The sequence below is a fragment of the Paenibacillus tritici genome (genome assembly GCF_013204885.1).
Taxonomy (GTDB): domain Bacteria; phylum Bacillota; class Bacilli; order Paenibacillales; family Paenibacillaceae; genus Paenibacillus_AQ; species Paenibacillus_AQ tritici.
The window spans coordinates 338,436-354,945 of the sequence record NZ_JABMKX010000010.1 but is presented as its reverse complement, the minus strand read 5'-3'; the positions used below and the strand labels follow the sequence as shown (position 1 = coordinate 354,945).

Here is a 16,510-nt window from a genome sequence, read left to right as displayed (position 1 = left end):
GATGGACGTACCGCTGGTGCATCAGTTGTTCCGCCAGGAGCATGGCTGAGTAGCTACGTACGGACGGGATAAGCGCTGAAAGCATCTAAGCGTGAAGCCCCCCTCAAGATGAGATTTCCCAGTATGTAAGACCCCTTGAAGACGACGAGGTAGATAGGTTGGAGGTGGAAGTGCAGCAATGCATGGAGCTGACCAATACTAATCGGTCGAGGGCTTATCCAAATACACTAACACACAGATTCGTTTCGGATTCAGTTTTCAGGAATCAAATCCTGAAGCATTTACGCTGTAAATGCCCGTTTGGTGGCGATAGCGGAGGGGTTCCACGCGTACCCATCCCGAACACGACCGTTAAGCCCTCCAGCGCCGATGGTACTTGGACCGAAGGGTCCTGGGAGAGTAGGACGCCGCCAAGCGGACCATCCACACACACTGTGGTATTTTTTTTGCCCTTATTGGTTACATATTCCCTGATAGCTCAGTTGGTAGAGCACTCGACTGTTAATCGAGTTGTCACAGGTTCGAGTCCTGTTCGGGGAGCCACCATGGAGAGGTGTCCGAGTTTGGCCGAAGGAGCACGATTGGAAATCGTGTAGGCGCCACAAGCGTCTCGAGGGTTCGAATCCCTCTCTCTCCGTAGCATTACTTTTGTACAAGCAATACTTTTCACATAACATGGCTCGTTGGTCAAGGGGTTAAGACACCTCCCTTTCACGGAGGTAACATGGGTTCGAATCCCATACGAGTCACCAATTTCTTCTTCGATGAATGGGATGAGAATTCCCTGGGTTCGTTGAAGCATAGGCATCGTTAGGAATACTTCGCAATCTCGTAACGGAGTGGAGAGTATCCCATACGAGTCATACATGGAGGCTTAGCTCAGCTGGGAGAGCATCTGCCTTACAAGCAGAGGGTCGGGGGTTCGAACCCCTCAGCCTCCACCATCTATGATTAACTGAATAGATCTTTACCAATGACGCGGGGTGGAGCAGCCCGGTAGCTCGTCGGGCTCATAACCCGAAGGCCGCAGGTTCAAATCCTGCCCCCGCAATTTATCCCCACAAAGTGAAGAGATGCTCTGTAGCATATTCCGAGTACTTTCCGGGGACCCCAAAGTGCCAAACATGGAACCGTGGTGTAGTTGGCCTAACATGCCTGCCTGTCACGCAGGAGATCGCGGGTTCGAATCCCGTCGGTTCCGCCATTTTTATGGTATTAAGATGTCAGGGTTTGAGCATCCTATATCTCGAAGTATAGAGTATCCACCCGATTCCGTAGTGTTCTGCTAATTATAATATTGGGGATTAGCCAAGCGGTAAGGCAACGGACTTTGACTCCGTCATTCATAGGTTCGATTCCTATATCCCCAGCCATCTATTTTTGATTGTTTTTCTCATGAGAGCCATTAGCTCAGTTGGTAGAGCACCTGACTTTTAATCAGGGTGTCGAAGGTTCGAGTCCTTCATGGCTCACCATTTTCTTGTAACGTGTGCGCGTGTGGCGGAATGGCAGACGCACCAGACTTAGGATCTGGCGTTTCACGACGTGGGGGTTCAAGTCCCTTCACGCGCACCATGTTTTTGCGGACGTGGCTCAGCGGTAGAGCATCGCCTTGCCAAGGCGAGGGTCGCGGGTTCGATTCCCGTCGTCCGCTCCATATAGATTTTGCGCCCTTAGCTCAGCTGGATAGAGCGTTTGACTACGAATCAAAAGGCCGGGAGTTCGAATCTCTCAGGGCGCGCCATTTATAACTTCATTGAATCATCAAAGTGTCCTCAAGATTCGAACGAGTTCGTTGGAGCATTGTCTTCGATAGCACAACTTCGCAATCGGATGCGCAGCATCCGTATCTCTCAGGGCGCGCCATTATTACTTCATTGAATCATCGCTTCACTTGTATTAACGGGATGTAGCTCAGCTTGGTAGAGCACCTGGTTTGGGACCAGGGGGTCGCATGTTCAAATCGTGTCATCCCGATATTTCACCTTTGCGGGTGTAGTTCAATGGTAGAACTTCAGCCTTCCAAGCTGATAGCGTGGGTTCGATTCCCATCACCCGCTTAAATATTTGCCGTAGAAGTCCGTCAACCATAATTGGTTGGCGGACTTTTTTGCGTACAGCGGGGAGTTGCAAGAGGTTGCCGCGAGTGTTTTTGCAGACAGTTATCTTCCGGTAGAACTGATATAGTATAGCTATGGAAATCATAGGTGACATTTACGTGGAAGCTAAGGAGCATTCGTTATGACAGACAAGGTGATTCGGATTTTCAAAATTATTAATGCAATTCAGGCCAATCCCGGGATTACTGCGGCAGACTTGGCCTTCAGGTGCGAGGTGAATATTAGAACGATCTACAGGGATCTTGAGGTGATCAGCCATTTTGCCCCGGTTACGAATGAGGGAAGGGGGACGGGCTACAGGTTCATGGGGAAGTTCTTCATGTATCCGCTGGATTTCTCTGAGCAGGAGTCGTTGGCTTTCTCGCTGCTGCCTTCGGTACTGAATCAGGGTAAGATCCCGCCGGGCTTTCATTCCGCTTACGACAAGGTGATGGGTACGCATCTTAAGGAGAAATCCAGGCAGAATGGAATCCTGGAGAATATTGCCGATATTATCCAAATGGGCACCCCGGCCTACCGCAAGGAGAGCCGGAATTTCCTGCAGCCGCTAATCGGGGCGATTCTGGAGCAGCGCAGCATCCGGACCATTTATCACTCGCAATCCCGTAATGCGACTACTGCACGGGAGATTGACCCCTATTATCTGGTCCCGCGTGATCAGCGCTTTTATCTGATTGGCTATTGCCATCTGAAGGGAGCCATCCGCACTTTTCGGATTAGCCGTTTTCAGCAGGTAGAGATGACGGCCTCCACTTTTGATAAGGGGAATTTCAATATTAAACATTACTTAAAAAATACATGGTCGATTAACCGAGGCACCCGGAATATTACGTTCAAGGTACGGTTTCATCCAGAGGTGGCGCGTTACATCAGAGAAGAGGAGCTGTTCGTACACCCGCGGATGAGTGACGAAGGAGATGGTACGATGCTGTTTGAAGTTACCGTTAATAATGAGAAAGAATTCACGAAGTGGGTGCTGCAATATGGCCCTAATGCGGAGATCCTGGAGCCGGAATCCGCCAGAACCGGACTGAAGCTGCAACTGGAGCAGTGGCTGGAGGTGTACCAGCAGTAATTAGATGTTAATTAATTACAAATTTTAGCTAGAATATGTCGAAATGATAAGATTATTATGCTCATTTGGGAAATAAGGGGTTATTTAGAGATATATCTGCCGGGAAATAATTGACCAGAGCCGGGAAGCAGAGTATTATTGGAATATAATGGAATGATAGGAGGCAAGATAGAAATTGCTGGAACTGGATGGGATGAATGAAGACTCTTTGACAGATATGCTTAAAGTTTCGTTTTCATGGGAGAACTGGACAGCAATTCTCGAGATTTCAGATAAGCTCTTTGAACTTGCGGTTCTAACCTACGGCTCCCGTCAACAGGGTGCAAAGAAGCCTTACCTGAAGAAAAATATAGCGTATTACCTCGGCTACAGTTTGTGCATGAAGGGCATTGCCTATCAAAAGCTGGGTAACCTCGCTGAATCAAGAAAGTGCATAGGACTCTATTCGGATATGAGCTGGGTTAAGAATCTGGATCATGAAGCTTACGCTGAAGTGGAATACTACAAGAACATTGCTATTGCTAACACCTTCGTTATTGATCTGCTGGAAGGTAAGGTAGAAGTGCTCGCTGACTATGTTGAATTCATTCGTACAGGTGACAAGGAGGAACTGCTTGCCTGCCTGATTACAGTATTGGAATCTGCCATTAAATACAACTTTTCAATTGATTGGGTACTGGATGAATTTCATGATCAGTTGAAGGAATTGAGCTGTAGAGAGAAGCAGGAAGACATACGGTACTACATAGACTACATGCATCTTAGTGCAATTTATTTGTATAAAAGGGAAAAAATTCATGATGCAATTAATTTGACTCTCTATATTTTGGTAATAAGTAGTAAACTTTATGATGGGACAGGCTTTCGGAAGATTGTTTCATTTTATGAGCATATCCGGAGCCATGCTTCTGCAGAACAACAAGAATCTTATCAAAATATAATGAAAAATATCTTAGAGAGGGAGTTTTTAAAAGATGAAAAAGGCGATCTCGTTATTAACAGCCGTATTGTTGATTAGCTCCAGCGTAGTTGTAACAACGGTAAGCGCAGGCGGTCATCTATCAGCATCCTCGGGTAATATATCTATCAACAATCATGGAGCAGGACACTAATCCGAATTCTCTGTCTTATTATTCTGGAAATATAAGTAGTATATAATGCAAAAAAGGGGTAAGCGATGCTTACCCCTTTTTGCTGCTGCTTCCAGGTTACTCGGTTACAGCCAGCCCCAGCCCGTCAGCGATACGCCGTCCAAATTCCGGATCAGCTTTGAAGAAATGACCTATCTGGCGAAGCTTGATCTCGTCGGACTGCACTGGAGTCATGGCGCCTACAATGTTGCGCACAAGCCGGGCACGTTCCTCTTCACTCAGCAGACGGTACAGGTCACCCGGCTGGGTGTAGTGATCGTCATGGTCATAAGGAACACTGTCCGCCTGGCCGGAGACTTCGAATGCAGCCGGTTTATGCTGCGGTGACTCGGTAGCTCCGCCGGAGCTGTTGGGCTCATAATAGACGGAGCCTCCTCCGTTATTCGTAGCATTCATTGCGCCGTCGCGCTGATTATTGTTGACCTCTGCGATGGGCCGGTTAACCGGCAGATGGTTATGATTCGCTCCTACCCGGTACCGGTGGGCATCCCCGTATGCGAAGAGACGGCCCTGAAGCATTTTATCAGGGGAAGCTTCTATGCCGGGCACGAATGAGCCGGGGGAGAAGGTAGCCTGCTCCACTTCAGCGAAGTAATTCTCAGGGTTGCGGTCCAGCACCATACGGCCAACCTCAATCAGCGGATAATCCTTCTGGGACCATACTTTGGTGACATCAAACGGATCGAAACGGTAGGTGTCGGCATCCTCTACAGGCATGATCTGCACGTGCAGTCTCCAGGCCGGGAAGTCCCCCTTATCAATAGCGTTGAACAAGTCCTCCGTATGATAATCCGGGTTGTCAGCGGCAAGCTGTGCAGCCAGTGTAACATCGAGGTTCTTGACGCCTTGCTCTGTCTTGAAATGGTACTTCACCCACACGGCCGCGCCTTCAGCATTGACCCACTTGAAGGTATGGCTGCCGAAGCCGTGCATATGACGGAGGGTAGCCGGAATGCCGCGGTCAGACATCAGAATCGTAACCTGGTGCAGAGATTCAGGAGAGAGGGACCAGAAGTCCCAGACGGCATTCGGGTTCTTCAGATGGGTCTGCGGATGGCGTTTCTGGGTATGGATAAAGTCCGGGAATTTAATCGCATCACGGATGAAAAAGACAGGCGTGTTGTTGCCGACCAGGTCGTAGTTGCCTTCTTCGGTATAGAATTTCACGGCGAAGCCGCGAGGATCGCGCACGGTGTCGGAAGACCCCGATTCTCCGGCAACAGTGGAAAAGCGGATGAACATCGGTGTGCGTTTGCCGACTTCAGACAAGAAGGAAGCCTTCGTATATTGGGAGAGATCATTGGTGACTTCAAAATAACCATGGGCCCCGGCGCCTTTGGCATGGACGACACGTTCAGGAACACGTTCCCGGTTGAAATGGGCCAGCTTTTCCAGCAAATGAACGTCCTGCAGCAAAGTAGGCCCGCGTGAGCCTGCTGTCATAGAATTCTGGTTGTCGCCGACAGGGGCGCCCCAGCTTGTAGTCAGTTTATTGTTATGATTCGGAGTCATAAACACAATCACCTCGTATTAGGATTTGATTTTAGAATAAGTATAAGTTTCATGATAACAAAAAAATTAATAAAATCAATCCTTTTTTATAATTATTATAATTAACAATATGCGGAAGGCGCTTGGTTCATGTTCGATCTGCCCCTCTTTCAGGGAGAAATTTGAACAAAACCCTCCACGTATAAACGTGAAGGGCCATGGATTCTGGCGGTCTGAGACCGGTGGTGAATGTATGGATAGAGGTGCTGTTGGTGGAGGCTAATTAGCTTGGAATGTACATTCTGGTATAGTATTCGTCCAGCATACGTTTGGTGGCGAACTCGGTGCGGGTGGTCTCGATGCTGCGGTGCATCATCTGTACCCACTGTGCCTGATCCTCATAAAAGACTGGAAGGACACGGTTCAGAAGCGTGTCGTATAGAGCGTCACTGTCGTGCCTGTCGAGCACTGCAAAATCGGTAGTCTCGAAGCCGTCACCAATCTGCCAGCCGTTCTCTCCGTCTATGCAGGCTTCCGGCCACCAGCCGTCAAGGATCGAGCAGTTCAGGACGCCGTTCATGGCGGCCTTCATGCCTGAGGTTCCGCTTGCTTCCAGCGGTCTGCGCGGATTGTTGAGCCAGATATCCGAGCCGCGGGTCAGCTGTGCCCCGATGGTCATATCGTAGTTCTCCAGGAAGACTACGCTCTTCGGATATTTTTTCATCATGGCTACAAGGTTGCTGACGATCTTTTTGCCGTTGTCGTCGAGCGGATGCGCTTTGCCGGAGAATACAATCTGGATCTTGCCGCTCTCCAGATAAGGCTCAATCACCTCCGGCTGGGAGAAGATCAGGTCACTGCGCTTGTAGGGAGCCGCCCGGCGGGAGAAGCCGATGAGCAGATGGTCCGCATTCAGGGCGATGCCGGAGCGTTCCTCAATGAAACCGATCAGCTCCTGCTTGATCTCCTTATGCACGGCCCACAGGTCGCCGCCCTCCTCGAAGGCACGGGTCATCCGCTCATCTACCCAGGTAGGGGTGTGAATCGCATTGGTGATGCCGATGATCTCTGATCTGCCGGCGACTTCCTTCCACATTTTGTTCGCGGTATCGGCATGAAGCTGGGCAACCGCGTTCGAGATCCGTGACAGCCGCAGACCGGCAACCGTCATGTTGAAGGGGTCGCCGCCGATCCGCTCCATCTGGTCGCGGGTTAAGCCGCCGAAGGCTCCCATGTATTCGAGACGATCCAGCGGATGGGTCTCATTGCCTTCCTTAATCGGTGTATGTGTAGTGAACACAACCTCTTCCCGTGTAGCTTTCCAGGCTTCTTCAAAGGTACTGCCGCCGGACATCTTCTCACGGATCAGCTCGATCGCTGCCAGAGCCGCATGTCCTTCATTGAAGTGATACACATCAATTGGAATCCCCAGGGCACGCATGGCTTTGACGCCGCCGACTCCAAGGACGATCTCCTGCGCAATGCGCTCTTCCCCGAACCAGCCGTAGAGCTGGCCTGTGATCCAGGCGTCGCTGTTCTCGGGAATATCCGTATCCAGCAAATAGAGCGGACGGTTTCCGAAATGCTCTGTCTTCCACACTTTGCAGACGACATCGGTTTTTCTGACTTTTACCGTTACGCTGACGCCTGTATCTTCCAGGAAGTCATACACGTAGTTATGATAGGAGTCGTAGGGGTTGCCGTCTGCATCAATCTTCTGATCGGTGTAGCCTTGTTTCCATTTGAGTCCAATAGGGATGATGGGAGCCCCGATATCCTGTGCGCCTTTGATATAATCTCCGGCCAGAATGCCCAGACCTCCGGCGTACATTTTGAAGTCGGAATGCAGTCCGTACTCCATGCTGAAATAAGCTACTGACGGTAACTGGTTCTCGCTCACTTGATAAGCCTCCTAAATACGAATTAGATGGTACCGGGGATAGGAATTGCTGTAGGCTGTATCTAAGATGCAAACGTTTGCTCAAATGGGGAGAGACATGCTCTGGAAGCGATTGCACAATTATTCTAGCATAGTTATGCTTAAAAAGCACAGCGAAGTTTCGGTGACGAATTACAGCCTGCGGCCCGTATAATAAAAATTTGATTAACCTGGCAGAAGGCCATAATATAAGGGGAGCATAATCGGTAATGCCGCCGCTGCTGTCCTTTGTATGGAGAAGGCAGCCTTCAAGGCGCATACGTAATGAAAATAAACCAAGTGGTGGTGTAGAAGGTTGAGTATAGTTGTAATTGGAAGTCTGAATATGGATATGGTCGTACGGGCAGAGCGTGCACCGGAAGCCGGTGAGACCTTGTTCGGTCAAGGCTTTGCCTTGTCTCCGGGCGGAAAAGGAGCGAATCAGGCTGTTGCTGCGGCCCGGCTTGGTGCAGATGTAACGATGATCGGCAGAGTGGGGAAGGACGCCTTCGGCAACGGATTGCTGGAGATTATGCAGCAGGAGCAGATTCATACGGAGTACATCTCACGGAGCGAGTCCCAGGCTACAGGGGTAGCTTCGATTGTGGTGGATGGCGCTGGCGAGAACCGTATTATTGTAGTGCCGGGTGCGAATGTGGAGATGACCCCGGAGGATATTGAAGCCCTTGAATTTGTTATTGCCCAAGCCCGGATAGTGGTCATGCAGCTGGAGACGGATCTGGCGATGTGCGGGGCTGCGGCGGCTATTGCGTCCCGGCACGGGATTCCGGTGATTCTTAATCCGGCTCCGGCCCGGCCGCTTGGTGACGAACTGCTCCGGCATGTAACCTACCTGACTCCGAATGAGACAGAGGCGGGGATTCTGGCCGGTATTACTGTAGAGAGCATTGATGATGCGGAGCGTGCGGCACGGATTTTGCTGCAAAAAGGGGTTCAGCACATTATCGTCACCCTGGGCTCCAAAGGAGCGCTGATCGTGAATGCAGCGGGAAGCCTGCATGTTCCCGGCTTCCCGGTCCACGCTGTCGATACAGTAGCTGCCGGAGATTCCTTCAACGGGGCGCTGGCCTGGCAGCTTACCCGCGGGAAGACGCTGGATGAAGCGGTCCGGTTCGCGAATGCTGTAGGTGCCCTGGCTGTCGGCAAGGCGGGAGCGATCTCGTCGCTGCCCCGGCTGGATGAGGTGGAGCAATTCCTGCAGCAGGCTGCTGATGCGGAGCGTGGCGAACAGTAGTTGCACAAAATACAGTTATAGTTTATACGGCGCGAATCCAGCATCAGCTATCCAATCCAACCAGCTCTCCTCTTAAGCTATCCCTGGTACCGGACGTAATAGCAAGTCTGCCTGATAGCTTTCCACAGAAAAGCTAGCTTCGGAAGCAGTGTCCGTCTGCGGATTTCCATAAATGTTGCACAATTTGCAGCTTTGATTCTGGATAGCCAAGTATTTAGAAGGATTGTTGTATAAACTACAAGAATATTCCGGCTAGCCTGCTTGAAAAAGGTGAGATCCTGCCTTTTGTACAACAATTTAGGATTTGGGCCGATAGGATGAGAGAAATGTTGTAGTATTAGCAGGATTTGTAGAAGAAGGACAAGTACAATCTATAGAGTTACCCTCAAATGGAACCCGCAGAGCTCTGCGGTAGGTCATTCTCCGCAGCTCTGCGGGTTGAGCGGCTAAATCTCAAATTCTCAGGCATGGCCTGATACATAAGGAGCTGAAACGATGAGCGGTACAGTAACCGTCAAGAATGTAACCCTGGGGGAGGGAATCCCCAAGATCTGCGTTCCGCTGGTCGGAACGACGTTATCCGGGCTTCGGGAAGAGGCGGAGGCGCTTAAGGCTCTGGCACCGGATGTGGTGGAGTGGCGGAGTGATTACTTCAACCAAGTGGAGGATCTTGGAGCGGTAACGGAGGCTCTACGGGAAATTGGGCAGCTACTGCCGGAGGTTCCGCTGATCTTCACGTTCCGCAGCGCCAGGGAAGGCGGGGAGAAGGAGATCTCCACGGAATATTATATCCGGCTCAACGAAGCTGCGATAGCGAGCGGACTGGTGGATATTGTGGATGTGGAGCTGTTCAATGAGGAAGCGGATGTCCGCAGACTGATTGCAGCGGCGCATGAGCAGGCGGTGTTCGTGATTGTCTCGAATCATGACTTCCAGGGGACGCCGCCTCTGGAAGAGATCGTAACCCGGCTGCGCCGGGCACAGGAGCTTGGCGGCGACCTGCCGAAGATTGCCGTGATGCCGCAGAAGGCGGGAGATGTGCTGACCCTACTGGCAGCAACGAACCTGATGCAGGAGCAGTACGCGGATCGTCCGATCATCACGATGTCGATGGCCGGTGAGGGCGTGATCAGCCGCCTGGCCGGAGAGATCTTCGGCTCGGCACTGACCTTCGGGGCGGCCCATAAGCCATCCGCTCCCGGTCAGGTAGCGGTTACCGAGCTGCGCAGGGTGCTGGAGCTGCTGCACCGCAGCTTATAACTTCTGCTGCGGTTGCCTGTGCATACGCAAATACGGATTCGAAGAGTAGGGTGTTCCTGAGCCAATTGAACAATGGCACATCACTTGCACCCAGGCAGAGAGGAAGGGATATTCATGACAGAATCCATTCTGGTTGTTGAGGATGAGGTGAGAATTGCCCGTCTGCTGCAGATTGAGCTGGAATGCGAGGGGTATCGTGTAGCCATTGCAGGCAGCGGCCACCAGGGGCTTGAGCTGTATCAGGAGCAGCAGCCGGATTTGCTGCTGCTGGATGTGATGCTGCCCGGATTCAGCGGAATAGAGCTGCTGCGGCGTATCCGGGCAGTGGATGCAGATACTCCCGTTCTGCTGCTGACTGCCAAAAGCTCGGTGGAGGATAAGGTATCAGGGCTTGATTTGGGGGCGAATGATTATATTACCAAGCCTTTTCAAATAGAGGAGCTGCTGGCCCGGGTCCGCGCTGCGCTGCGGCTGGCCTCAGGCCGGAAGACGGCGGAAGCAGCCTCGCTGCTGCGGGCGGATGATCTTGAACTGAACGAAGCTACGCGTGAGGTAGTCCGGGCGGGCAGACAGATTGAGCTGACGCCGCGGGAGTTCGATCTGCTGGTGTATCTGCTGAAGAATAAGCAGCAGGTGCTGAACCGGGAGCAGATTATGACAGCGGTCTGGGGTTATGATTATTACGGTGATACGAACATCGTGGACGTCTACATCCGCTATGTCCGCAAGAAGCTTACGCTGGATAATCAGGAAGAGCTGATTCATACCGTGCGGGGCATCGGCTATGTGCTGAAGGATTCTCCATGAAGCTGCGGAGCACCATACATCTCTACTCCAGTGTGCTGTTTGCTGTACTGCTTGTGATGATGAACCTGTTCATCTACCTGATGTTCAGCCGGTTGTCGATAGACAGTCAGCTGGAGCAGGCAGCTGCAGAGACGGCAAGGATTGCCGCGGATATGAGAAGGGCGGGAGAAGGGGTGGCAGCGCAGGAGCTGCTCCGGGCCTATGTGCCGATTGAAGGAATGCTCCGGCTGCTGTCTGCAGACGGAAGCGGTCCTGCCCCTGTTACCTCTGCCTCCGAACAGGAGATCAGCCGGCTGAAGCCGGTCTATTATACAGACAAGCAGATTAAGAGGATTCAGACGGGCGGACGCTCTTATGCATTCGTGAGCATTCCGGTCATCTGGACAGACGGGAACGTCAGGAATGTCCAGACAACCAAAAGTCTGGAGAGTACTATGAATACCCTGCGTGTACTGCGGCTTGTGCTTGCCGGGGCCACGGCTCTGGTGCTGCTGCCCTTGCTGTTATCCAGCCGCCTGCTGGCGGGGCTGATTATGCGCCCGATCGTCCACATGACGGCTACCATGCGGGAGATCCGCAATAGCGGGAAATTTCGCAGACTTACGCTGAAGGAGACCTCCAGGGATGAGCTGACGGAGATGGGACACACCTTCAATGAGATGATCGCGCTTCTGGAGAGCAACCATGTGAAGCAGGAGAAATTCGTATCGGATGCGTCACATGAGCTGCGTACCCCGCTGACGGTAATCGAGAGCTATGCCAGTCTGCTGAAGCGCAGAGGGCTGGACCATCCCGAGCTGTTCAATGAATCCGTTGAAGCTATCCATTCCGAAGCGGTTCGGATGAAGGAGCTGACCGAGCAGCTGCTGTTGCTGGCGAAGCATCATGAACACTCGGATCTTGAGTTGACCATGCTTGATCTCGAAGAGCTGGTCCGTGCCTCGGCCAAGGTCTTTCATAATGCCTACGGAAGAGAGATCATTGTTCAGTCCAAGGGCCCGGTTGAAGGATACAGCGATGGAGCGAAGCTGAGGCAGCTGCTGTTCATCTTCCTGGACAATGCCCGCAAATATAGCGATGAGGCAATCACTGTCAGCCTGGAAGCTTCCGGGCAGGAGCGGAGGATAGTCATTACCGACCAGGGCATCGGGATTCCTCCCGAGGAGCTGCCTAAGATCTTCGACCGCTTCTACAGAGTGGATGAGGCGAGGAGCCGCGCGGGCGGAGGTGCAGGCTTGGGGCTGTCGCTCGCTGCCGAGATCGCAGATGCTATTGGAGCGAAGTTATCCATAGATAGCGCTGTAGGCCGGGGAACCTCGGTGATGATCGAGGTTGCGGCTAAAGAGCAGGGGGGAGGTTAATGGATAAGGGACAAGTGAACAAGGAACGAGTGAATAAGCAACGAATGAACAAGAGCAGGGTAATCAAGGCTGCTATCGTCATAGTTATCCTTCTTGTGCTGGTCTGGGCGGCACTGCGAATATTCGGGAAGCAATCCGAACCGCTGTTGTCCAGAGAGCAGGCGGAGCAGGCAGTGCTGAACGAATATCCCGGAAAGGTGGGGAGCCTGGAGCTTCAAGCCGGACAATATATTGCGGAGCTTCAGACCGTGCAGGGGTGGTATAAGCTTAAGCTGGATGGAGCCACGGGTGAGATTATATCTATCGTGCTATTGAAGCATACCGTTGAACCGGTGGTCCAGCCAACGCCTTCAGTGTCCGGGGCCCTTCCGGGCGGAGCTGCTGCCTCGCCATCCCCTTCACCGCCCCCTACGCCGTCCCCGTCTGCGCAGCGCGTGGTCTCGGAGGATGAAGCTGTCCGGCTGGCTTTGCAGGAGGTGCCGGGGAAGCCGGATGATGTGGATACCGGCATCAACGAATCAGGTGCGTACTATCTGGTGGAGATTAAGACCTCAGACGGAAGGGAAGCTGTAGTCCAGGTGAACGCCATATCGGGCGGCATTATGTCAGTAACCTGGGAAGAGCCGGACGGGGGGAACTCCTGAGCTTTTTTGAGGTTTGGGGGCCTCGCAGAGTACCTGAATCAACAGTCGAAGCTACAGCTCCGCTTTGCGGGTTGCTTTTCTCATCAAATTCTAATGTTCCTCCCGCTGTCCTCTCATGTTCGGGCGTTATAGTTACTACATGAGCAGCACAGAATGAACTTAGGAGGCGTTATAGATGAACAAAAAGATATGGAGCAGTATGGCGGCGGCAGCATTGATTCTCGGAGGTGCTTACGGCATCGGTGAGGTTAGAGGCGGTACAGCAGAAGCGGCTGCAGCCGTGCAGAGTCAGAGCAAGACGCTGATTGGGATAAGCAAGGCTGAACAGATCGCTCTGAAGGCGGCACCGGGACAAGTTGAGAATATTGATCTTGAAAAGAAAGCCGGCAGCATGTATTACGACATCGAGATTCAGCAGACCAAGCAGGAAACAGAGGTCCGGGTCGATGCTTATACCGGTAAAGTGATCAGTGTGCGCAAGGATGCTGACGATGACCGTGACGATAATAACACGGCGGCTACGGCGCCAAGCGGTAAGATGATTACCGCAGCCAGAGCGGCTGAGGTGGCAGCAGCTTCAGTAAAGGGAACAGTAGCGGAAATTGACCTGGACCGGGACCATGGCGGCGCTGTGTATGAGGTAGAGATCCGCAACGGGCAGGTCTCGACAGAAGTGGGAGTCGATGCGTATACGGCGAAGATTGTGTACACGGATGTAGACTCTGAGGGCGATGACGACTGAGCAGTAGGCACTATAGAGAATTTAGCATATGTACAAGAGGCAGCCGTTGCAATCCGGCTGCCTCTTTATGGTGAGCAAGGTCCCCGCAATTCACCGGGCAACCGCCGAAGCGAAAGACCTGATTAGCGGGGACACGGGAGGTACCTTAACCTACTGCTTCGCTCCCGTATACACATGTACGGCATCCCGCAGGAACGCTGCCATTCCCGGACGGCGCTTGTCGTAATAAGCGGTGAAGCGCTCGTCATCGACATACATCTGAGCTACGCCTGCATGGGCTTCCTTGGTGTAAGTATCCCAATAGAAGCTGAGCCACTGGCGGTGCAGGTCCGCTGCCTTCTGCGCAAGCTCGCTTGCAGCATCCCCGTCCTCCATCGCCTGTTCGAGCGACGCGAACATGTCCGCTTCGAGCTGCTGAATGGCAGCGTACTGCTCCTCGGTCATGTTCTTCAGCTTGCGGTTCGACTTCTCGACCGCTTCCTCACCGTATTTCTCCCGGATCTCCTGACCGTACTTCTGCTCGTTATCCCCGATCAGCTTCTGCTTGAAGCCTGTGAATTTCTCCTCATTACTCATTGTACTTCTCCCTTCTGCGAATGCAATGGTCTGCTCGACGTTCGCGATCAGCTGGTCCAGCTGCTGTCTCCGCTGCAATAGCTTGTCATGATGCTCGCGCAGGGCGCGCGCTCCATCGAAGGAAGGCGAGTTGACAATGTCCCTGATCCCCTCCAGACTTAAGCCCAGCTCCCGGTAAAAAAGAATCTGCTGCAGCCGGTCCACCTCAGCCTGGCCGTAGATCCGGTATCCCGAGGAATTGATTCTGGCCGGCTTCAGAATGCCGAATTCATCGTAATACCGCAGGGTCCGCGTGCTGATGCCCGCGAGCGCCCCCAGCTTTTGAACAGTGTACTCCATGGTCTGTCTCCTCCCAGCTCTGTCTTGGCGTGTACAGCATGGACGGCTTCTGCGTCCCCGCCGTGTAAGCTTCTGCTTACAGAATTCACTCTACACCTTTACGTAACGGCAAGGTCAAACCTTATTTTTATGACGACAAGTACAGACGACTTCGCTGTCCTCTAAGAAGGACGGCACCGTTTCGGCGAGAAATAGAAGTGTAAGTTATCATGTGAAACCTATAAATTCTGGCGTAATCTTTTAAAGAAAACCGCCTTAGCGAAAAGGCGGTTTATTGAGCGGTCATTTTCAGTTGGCTGAATCACTTCTTGTATTAAGCTTCTTAAAACCCGCGTATTCCTTACCAGACTTCATATAACTTAATATCTTCCCGGCACATTCCACCGGACTGAGCTCTTCCGTATTTACTTCGAAGTCATATTCATCAAAGCAATAGACTTCGCTAAACTGTGAAGCTGCAAGTCCCGCCCTTCGATCTCCTCTTGCCTGCTCTCTTCTGATGAGCTCTTCCTGCGAACATAATACACCTATGAATAGCACAGGCTGATCAGAAAATTGATCATGAAATTCATTAAACCGCTTGCCATTGTCGATTACGGTATCCACAATTACATTAAAACCCAGTTCCAATAACAATTTAATGGTCGAATGGTACACCGAGAATATGGAATCATCAAGGATTTGTGAGACGACTTGATGATCTATTTCTTTTGGGGGATCATCCGGAAATTTATTGTTAATAAAATCGTTGTAATTATTAAAAAAATCATCAACGGATAAATGATAAAAAGGAATCTCTTGCTGATTGGTTAGTTCAGTCGATATGGAGGTCTTCCCGGAGCTTGAAGTTCCATTCAGATAGACTAATAATCCTTGCGTCAATGTAGTCCCATCCCTTCGCAAAATAATCATTGCCGCTGCCTTGGCGGATGATGAAGCCTGTCTACTTCTTGCCGAGCTGGGCGGCGAAATAGGCCTGTAGTTCAGCCAGCTTCCGGGGGTCAGCCAGCGCATCCTCAGCAGGGAAGTAATGCTCGGCTACCAGCTCCCAGGTAGGAACGATTTTTTGGGCGTTCATTGCTTTGATTGCAATCTTGACCGTCTTGCGCTCCCTCGCGTTCGAGAAGGTATCGACATAGTGCTGCGACCGCTCGAAGTCCAGTTCGCTGAAGACCGCACGGAAAATTTCTGCCGTCATCTTGGCATCGTCCAGCGCGCGGTGCGCCGAACCGGAAGGCTCAAGGCCAAACAGGGCCATGGCGCCTTCGACGCTGATATCATTGCTCAGGCTGCGGGCTCGCAGGACCCCTTTGAGCAGATCGAAGTAGGTGGCTTCCATCCAGTAGGAGTCATCCATCTTGTGCATCCGCACATCCTGGATAATCCGCTTCATATCCTCGCCGCCCCAGGTCAGCAGCAGTACGCCGTCCGGGCTCTGCTCCAGCCAGGCTCTGAAGGCGGTAATCACCTTCGGGAACCGGCTGGCGACGTCGATATCCTCTTGGGGGATGCCGGTTTTTTTCTTAATAAAAGAATTCAGGGTGGAGAAGTATATGGGTTTGATCAAGGCTGAGAATTCATCCTTAACCTGCAATGAAGCGTCTAACCGGACCGCTCCGATCTCAATGACCTCCATAGGATGCTCGCTGGCAAATTTGCGGCCGTTGAATTCGATGTCCAGAACAATATAATCCACAGGTAATGCCTCCGTTTCAGTGACTGGCGCTAGAATTGCACGGAAATGCGCCGACAATTCTATTTTAACAAAAAA

Annotated in this window: 13 protein-coding genes, 13 tRNA genes and 2 rRNA genes; 23 read left to right on the top strand and 5 right to left on the bottom strand. The window is 51.9% G+C overall.

Annotated features, from left to right (window positions below; translation table 11 throughout):
• From HQN87_RS19875 to HQN87_RS19795, 17 genes are all read left to right on the top strand, one after another.
• Window positions 1-222, top strand: a 23S ribosomal RNA gene (locus HQN87_RS19875); the annotation flags it as partial.
• 77 nt (window positions 223-299) lie between these two features.
• A 5S ribosomal RNA gene (gene rrf, locus HQN87_RS19870) occupies window positions 300-416 on the top strand.
• Between the two features lie 51 nt (window positions 417-467).
• Window positions 468-543, top strand: a tRNA-Asn gene (locus HQN87_RS19865).
• A gap of 4 nt (window positions 544-547) precedes the next feature.
• Window positions 548-637: transfer RNA gene (locus HQN87_RS19860), tRNA-Ser, on the top strand.
• 40 nt (window positions 638-677) lie between these two features.
• Window positions 678-752, top strand: a tRNA-Glu gene (locus tag HQN87_RS19855).
• Between the two features lie 116 nt (window positions 753-868).
• Window positions 869-944 (top strand) — tRNA-Val (locus tag HQN87_RS19850).
• A gap of 33 nt (window positions 945-977) precedes the next feature.
• A tRNA-Met gene (locus tag HQN87_RS19845) sits at window positions 978-1,051 on the top strand.
• 75 nt (window positions 1,052-1,126) lie between these two features.
• A tRNA-Asp gene (locus HQN87_RS19840) sits at window positions 1,127-1,204 on the top strand.
• 94 nt (window positions 1,205-1,298) lie between these two features.
• Window positions 1,299-1,373, top strand: a tRNA-Gln gene (locus HQN87_RS19835).
• A 26-nt stretch (window positions 1,374-1,399) separates the two neighbouring features.
• Window positions 1,400-1,475: transfer RNA gene (locus HQN87_RS19830), tRNA-Lys, on the top strand.
• 16 nt (window positions 1,476-1,491) lie between these two features.
• Window positions 1,492-1,575: transfer RNA gene (locus tag HQN87_RS19825), tRNA-Leu, on the top strand.
• A gap of 7 nt (window positions 1,576-1,582) precedes the next feature.
• Window positions 1,583-1,657, top strand: a tRNA-Gly gene (locus HQN87_RS19820).
• Between the two features lie 10 nt (window positions 1,658-1,667).
• Window positions 1,668-1,744 (top strand) — tRNA-Arg (locus HQN87_RS19815).
• A 159-nt stretch (window positions 1,745-1,903) separates the two neighbouring features.
• A tRNA-Pro gene (locus HQN87_RS19810) sits at window positions 1,904-1,977 on the top strand.
• Window positions 1,978-1,989: 12 nt separating this feature from the next.
• Window positions 1,990-2,060, top strand: a tRNA-Gly gene (locus tag HQN87_RS19805).
• Window positions 2,061-2,241: 181 nt separating this feature from the next.
• Entirely contained in the window at window positions 2,242-3,195 is a 954-nt protein-coding gene (locus HQN87_RS19800) for a helix-turn-helix transcriptional regulator (RefSeq protein WP_173136885.1), read from the top strand.
• 175 nt (window positions 3,196-3,370) lie between these two features.
• Window positions 3,371-4,213, top strand: a complete 843-nt coding sequence (locus HQN87_RS19795; RefSeq protein WP_173136883.1) for a DNA-binding protein — start codon at window positions 3,371-3,373, stop codon at window positions 4,211-4,213.
• A gap of 190 nt (window positions 4,214-4,403) precedes the next feature.
• On the opposite strand, the gene katA is transcribed toward HQN87_RS19795, so the two are convergent.
• The gene (gene katA, locus HQN87_RS19790) at window positions 4,404-5,858 is read right to left on the bottom strand and encodes a catalase KatA (RefSeq protein WP_173136881.1); all 1,455 of its coding nucleotides are present in this window, start codon (window positions 5,856-5,858) and stop codon (window positions 4,404-4,406) included.
• Between the two features lie 262 nt (window positions 5,859-6,120).
• A complete protein-coding gene (gene glgP, locus HQN87_RS19785) occupies window positions 6,121-7,737 on the bottom strand; it encodes an alpha-glucan family phosphorylase (RefSeq protein WP_173136879.1) in 1,617 nt (538 codons plus the stop codon).
• Between the two features lie 334 nt (window positions 7,738-8,071).
• Between glgP and rbsK the strand changes: the two genes are divergently transcribed.
• From rbsK to HQN87_RS19755, 6 genes are all read left to right on the top strand, one after another.
• Window positions 8,072-9,010 carry a ribokinase gene (gene rbsK / locus HQN87_RS19780; protein WP_173136877.1) on the top strand — a complete coding sequence of 313 codons (939 nt, stop codon included), beginning with the start codon at window positions 8,072-8,074 and terminating at the stop codon, window positions 9,008-9,010.
• 495 nt (window positions 9,011-9,505) lie between these two features.
• The gene (gene aroD, locus HQN87_RS19775) at window positions 9,506-10,270 is read left to right on the top strand and encodes a type I 3-dehydroquinate dehydratase (protein WP_173136874.1); all 765 of its coding nucleotides are present in this window, start codon (window positions 9,506-9,508) and stop codon (window positions 10,268-10,270) included.
• A gap of 114 nt (window positions 10,271-10,384) precedes the next feature.
• The gene (locus HQN87_RS19770; protein WP_173136872.1) at window positions 10,385-11,077 is read left to right on the top strand and encodes a response regulator transcription factor; all 693 of its coding nucleotides are present in this window, start codon (window positions 10,385-10,387) and stop codon (window positions 11,075-11,077) included.
• Window positions 11,074-12,438, top strand: coding sequence for a sensor histidine kinase (locus tag HQN87_RS19765; protein ID WP_173136870.1), 1,365 nt, complete (start codon window positions 11,074-11,076; stop codon window positions 12,436-12,438). The genes HQN87_RS19770 and HQN87_RS19765 overlap by 4 nt, the downstream gene beginning before the upstream one ends.
• The gene (locus HQN87_RS19760; protein WP_246553283.1) at window positions 12,438-13,082 is read left to right on the top strand and encodes a PepSY domain-containing protein; all 645 of its coding nucleotides are present in this window, start codon (window positions 12,438-12,440) and stop codon (window positions 13,080-13,082) included. The genes HQN87_RS19765 and HQN87_RS19760 overlap by 1 nt, the downstream gene beginning before the upstream one ends.
• A 175-nt stretch (window positions 13,083-13,257) precedes the next feature.
• Window positions 13,258-13,824 carry a PepSY domain-containing protein gene (locus tag HQN87_RS19755; RefSeq protein ID WP_173136868.1) on the top strand — a complete coding sequence of 189 codons (567 nt, stop codon included), beginning with the start codon at window positions 13,258-13,260 and terminating at the stop codon, window positions 13,822-13,824.
• A 150-nt stretch (window positions 13,825-13,974) separates the two neighbouring features.
• Here the strand turns inward: HQN87_RS19755 and HQN87_RS19750 are convergent, their stop codons facing one another.
• The 3 genes from HQN87_RS19750 to HQN87_RS19740 all read right to left on the bottom strand — a co-directional run bounded on the left by HQN87_RS19750 (window position 13,975) and on the right by HQN87_RS19740 (window position 16,435).
• The gene (locus HQN87_RS19750) at window positions 13,975-14,739 is read right to left on the bottom strand and encodes a MerR family transcriptional regulator (RefSeq protein ID WP_173136866.1); all 765 of its coding nucleotides are present in this window, start codon (window positions 14,737-14,739) and stop codon (window positions 13,975-13,977) included.
• Between the two features lie 288 nt (window positions 14,740-15,027).
• On the bottom strand, window positions 15,028-15,621 hold the full coding sequence (locus tag HQN87_RS19745; RefSeq protein WP_173136864.1) for a chloramphenicol phosphotransferase CPT family protein: 594 nt from the start codon (window positions 15,619-15,621) through the stop codon (window positions 15,028-15,030).
• A gap of 61 nt (window positions 15,622-15,682) precedes the next feature.
• Complete coding sequence (locus HQN87_RS19740) at window positions 15,683-16,435, bottom strand: 3'-5' exonuclease (RefSeq protein WP_173136862.1); 753 nt, start codon at window positions 16,433-16,435, stop codon at window positions 15,683-15,685.
• Between the last annotated feature and the right edge of the window lie 75 nt (window positions 16,436-16,510).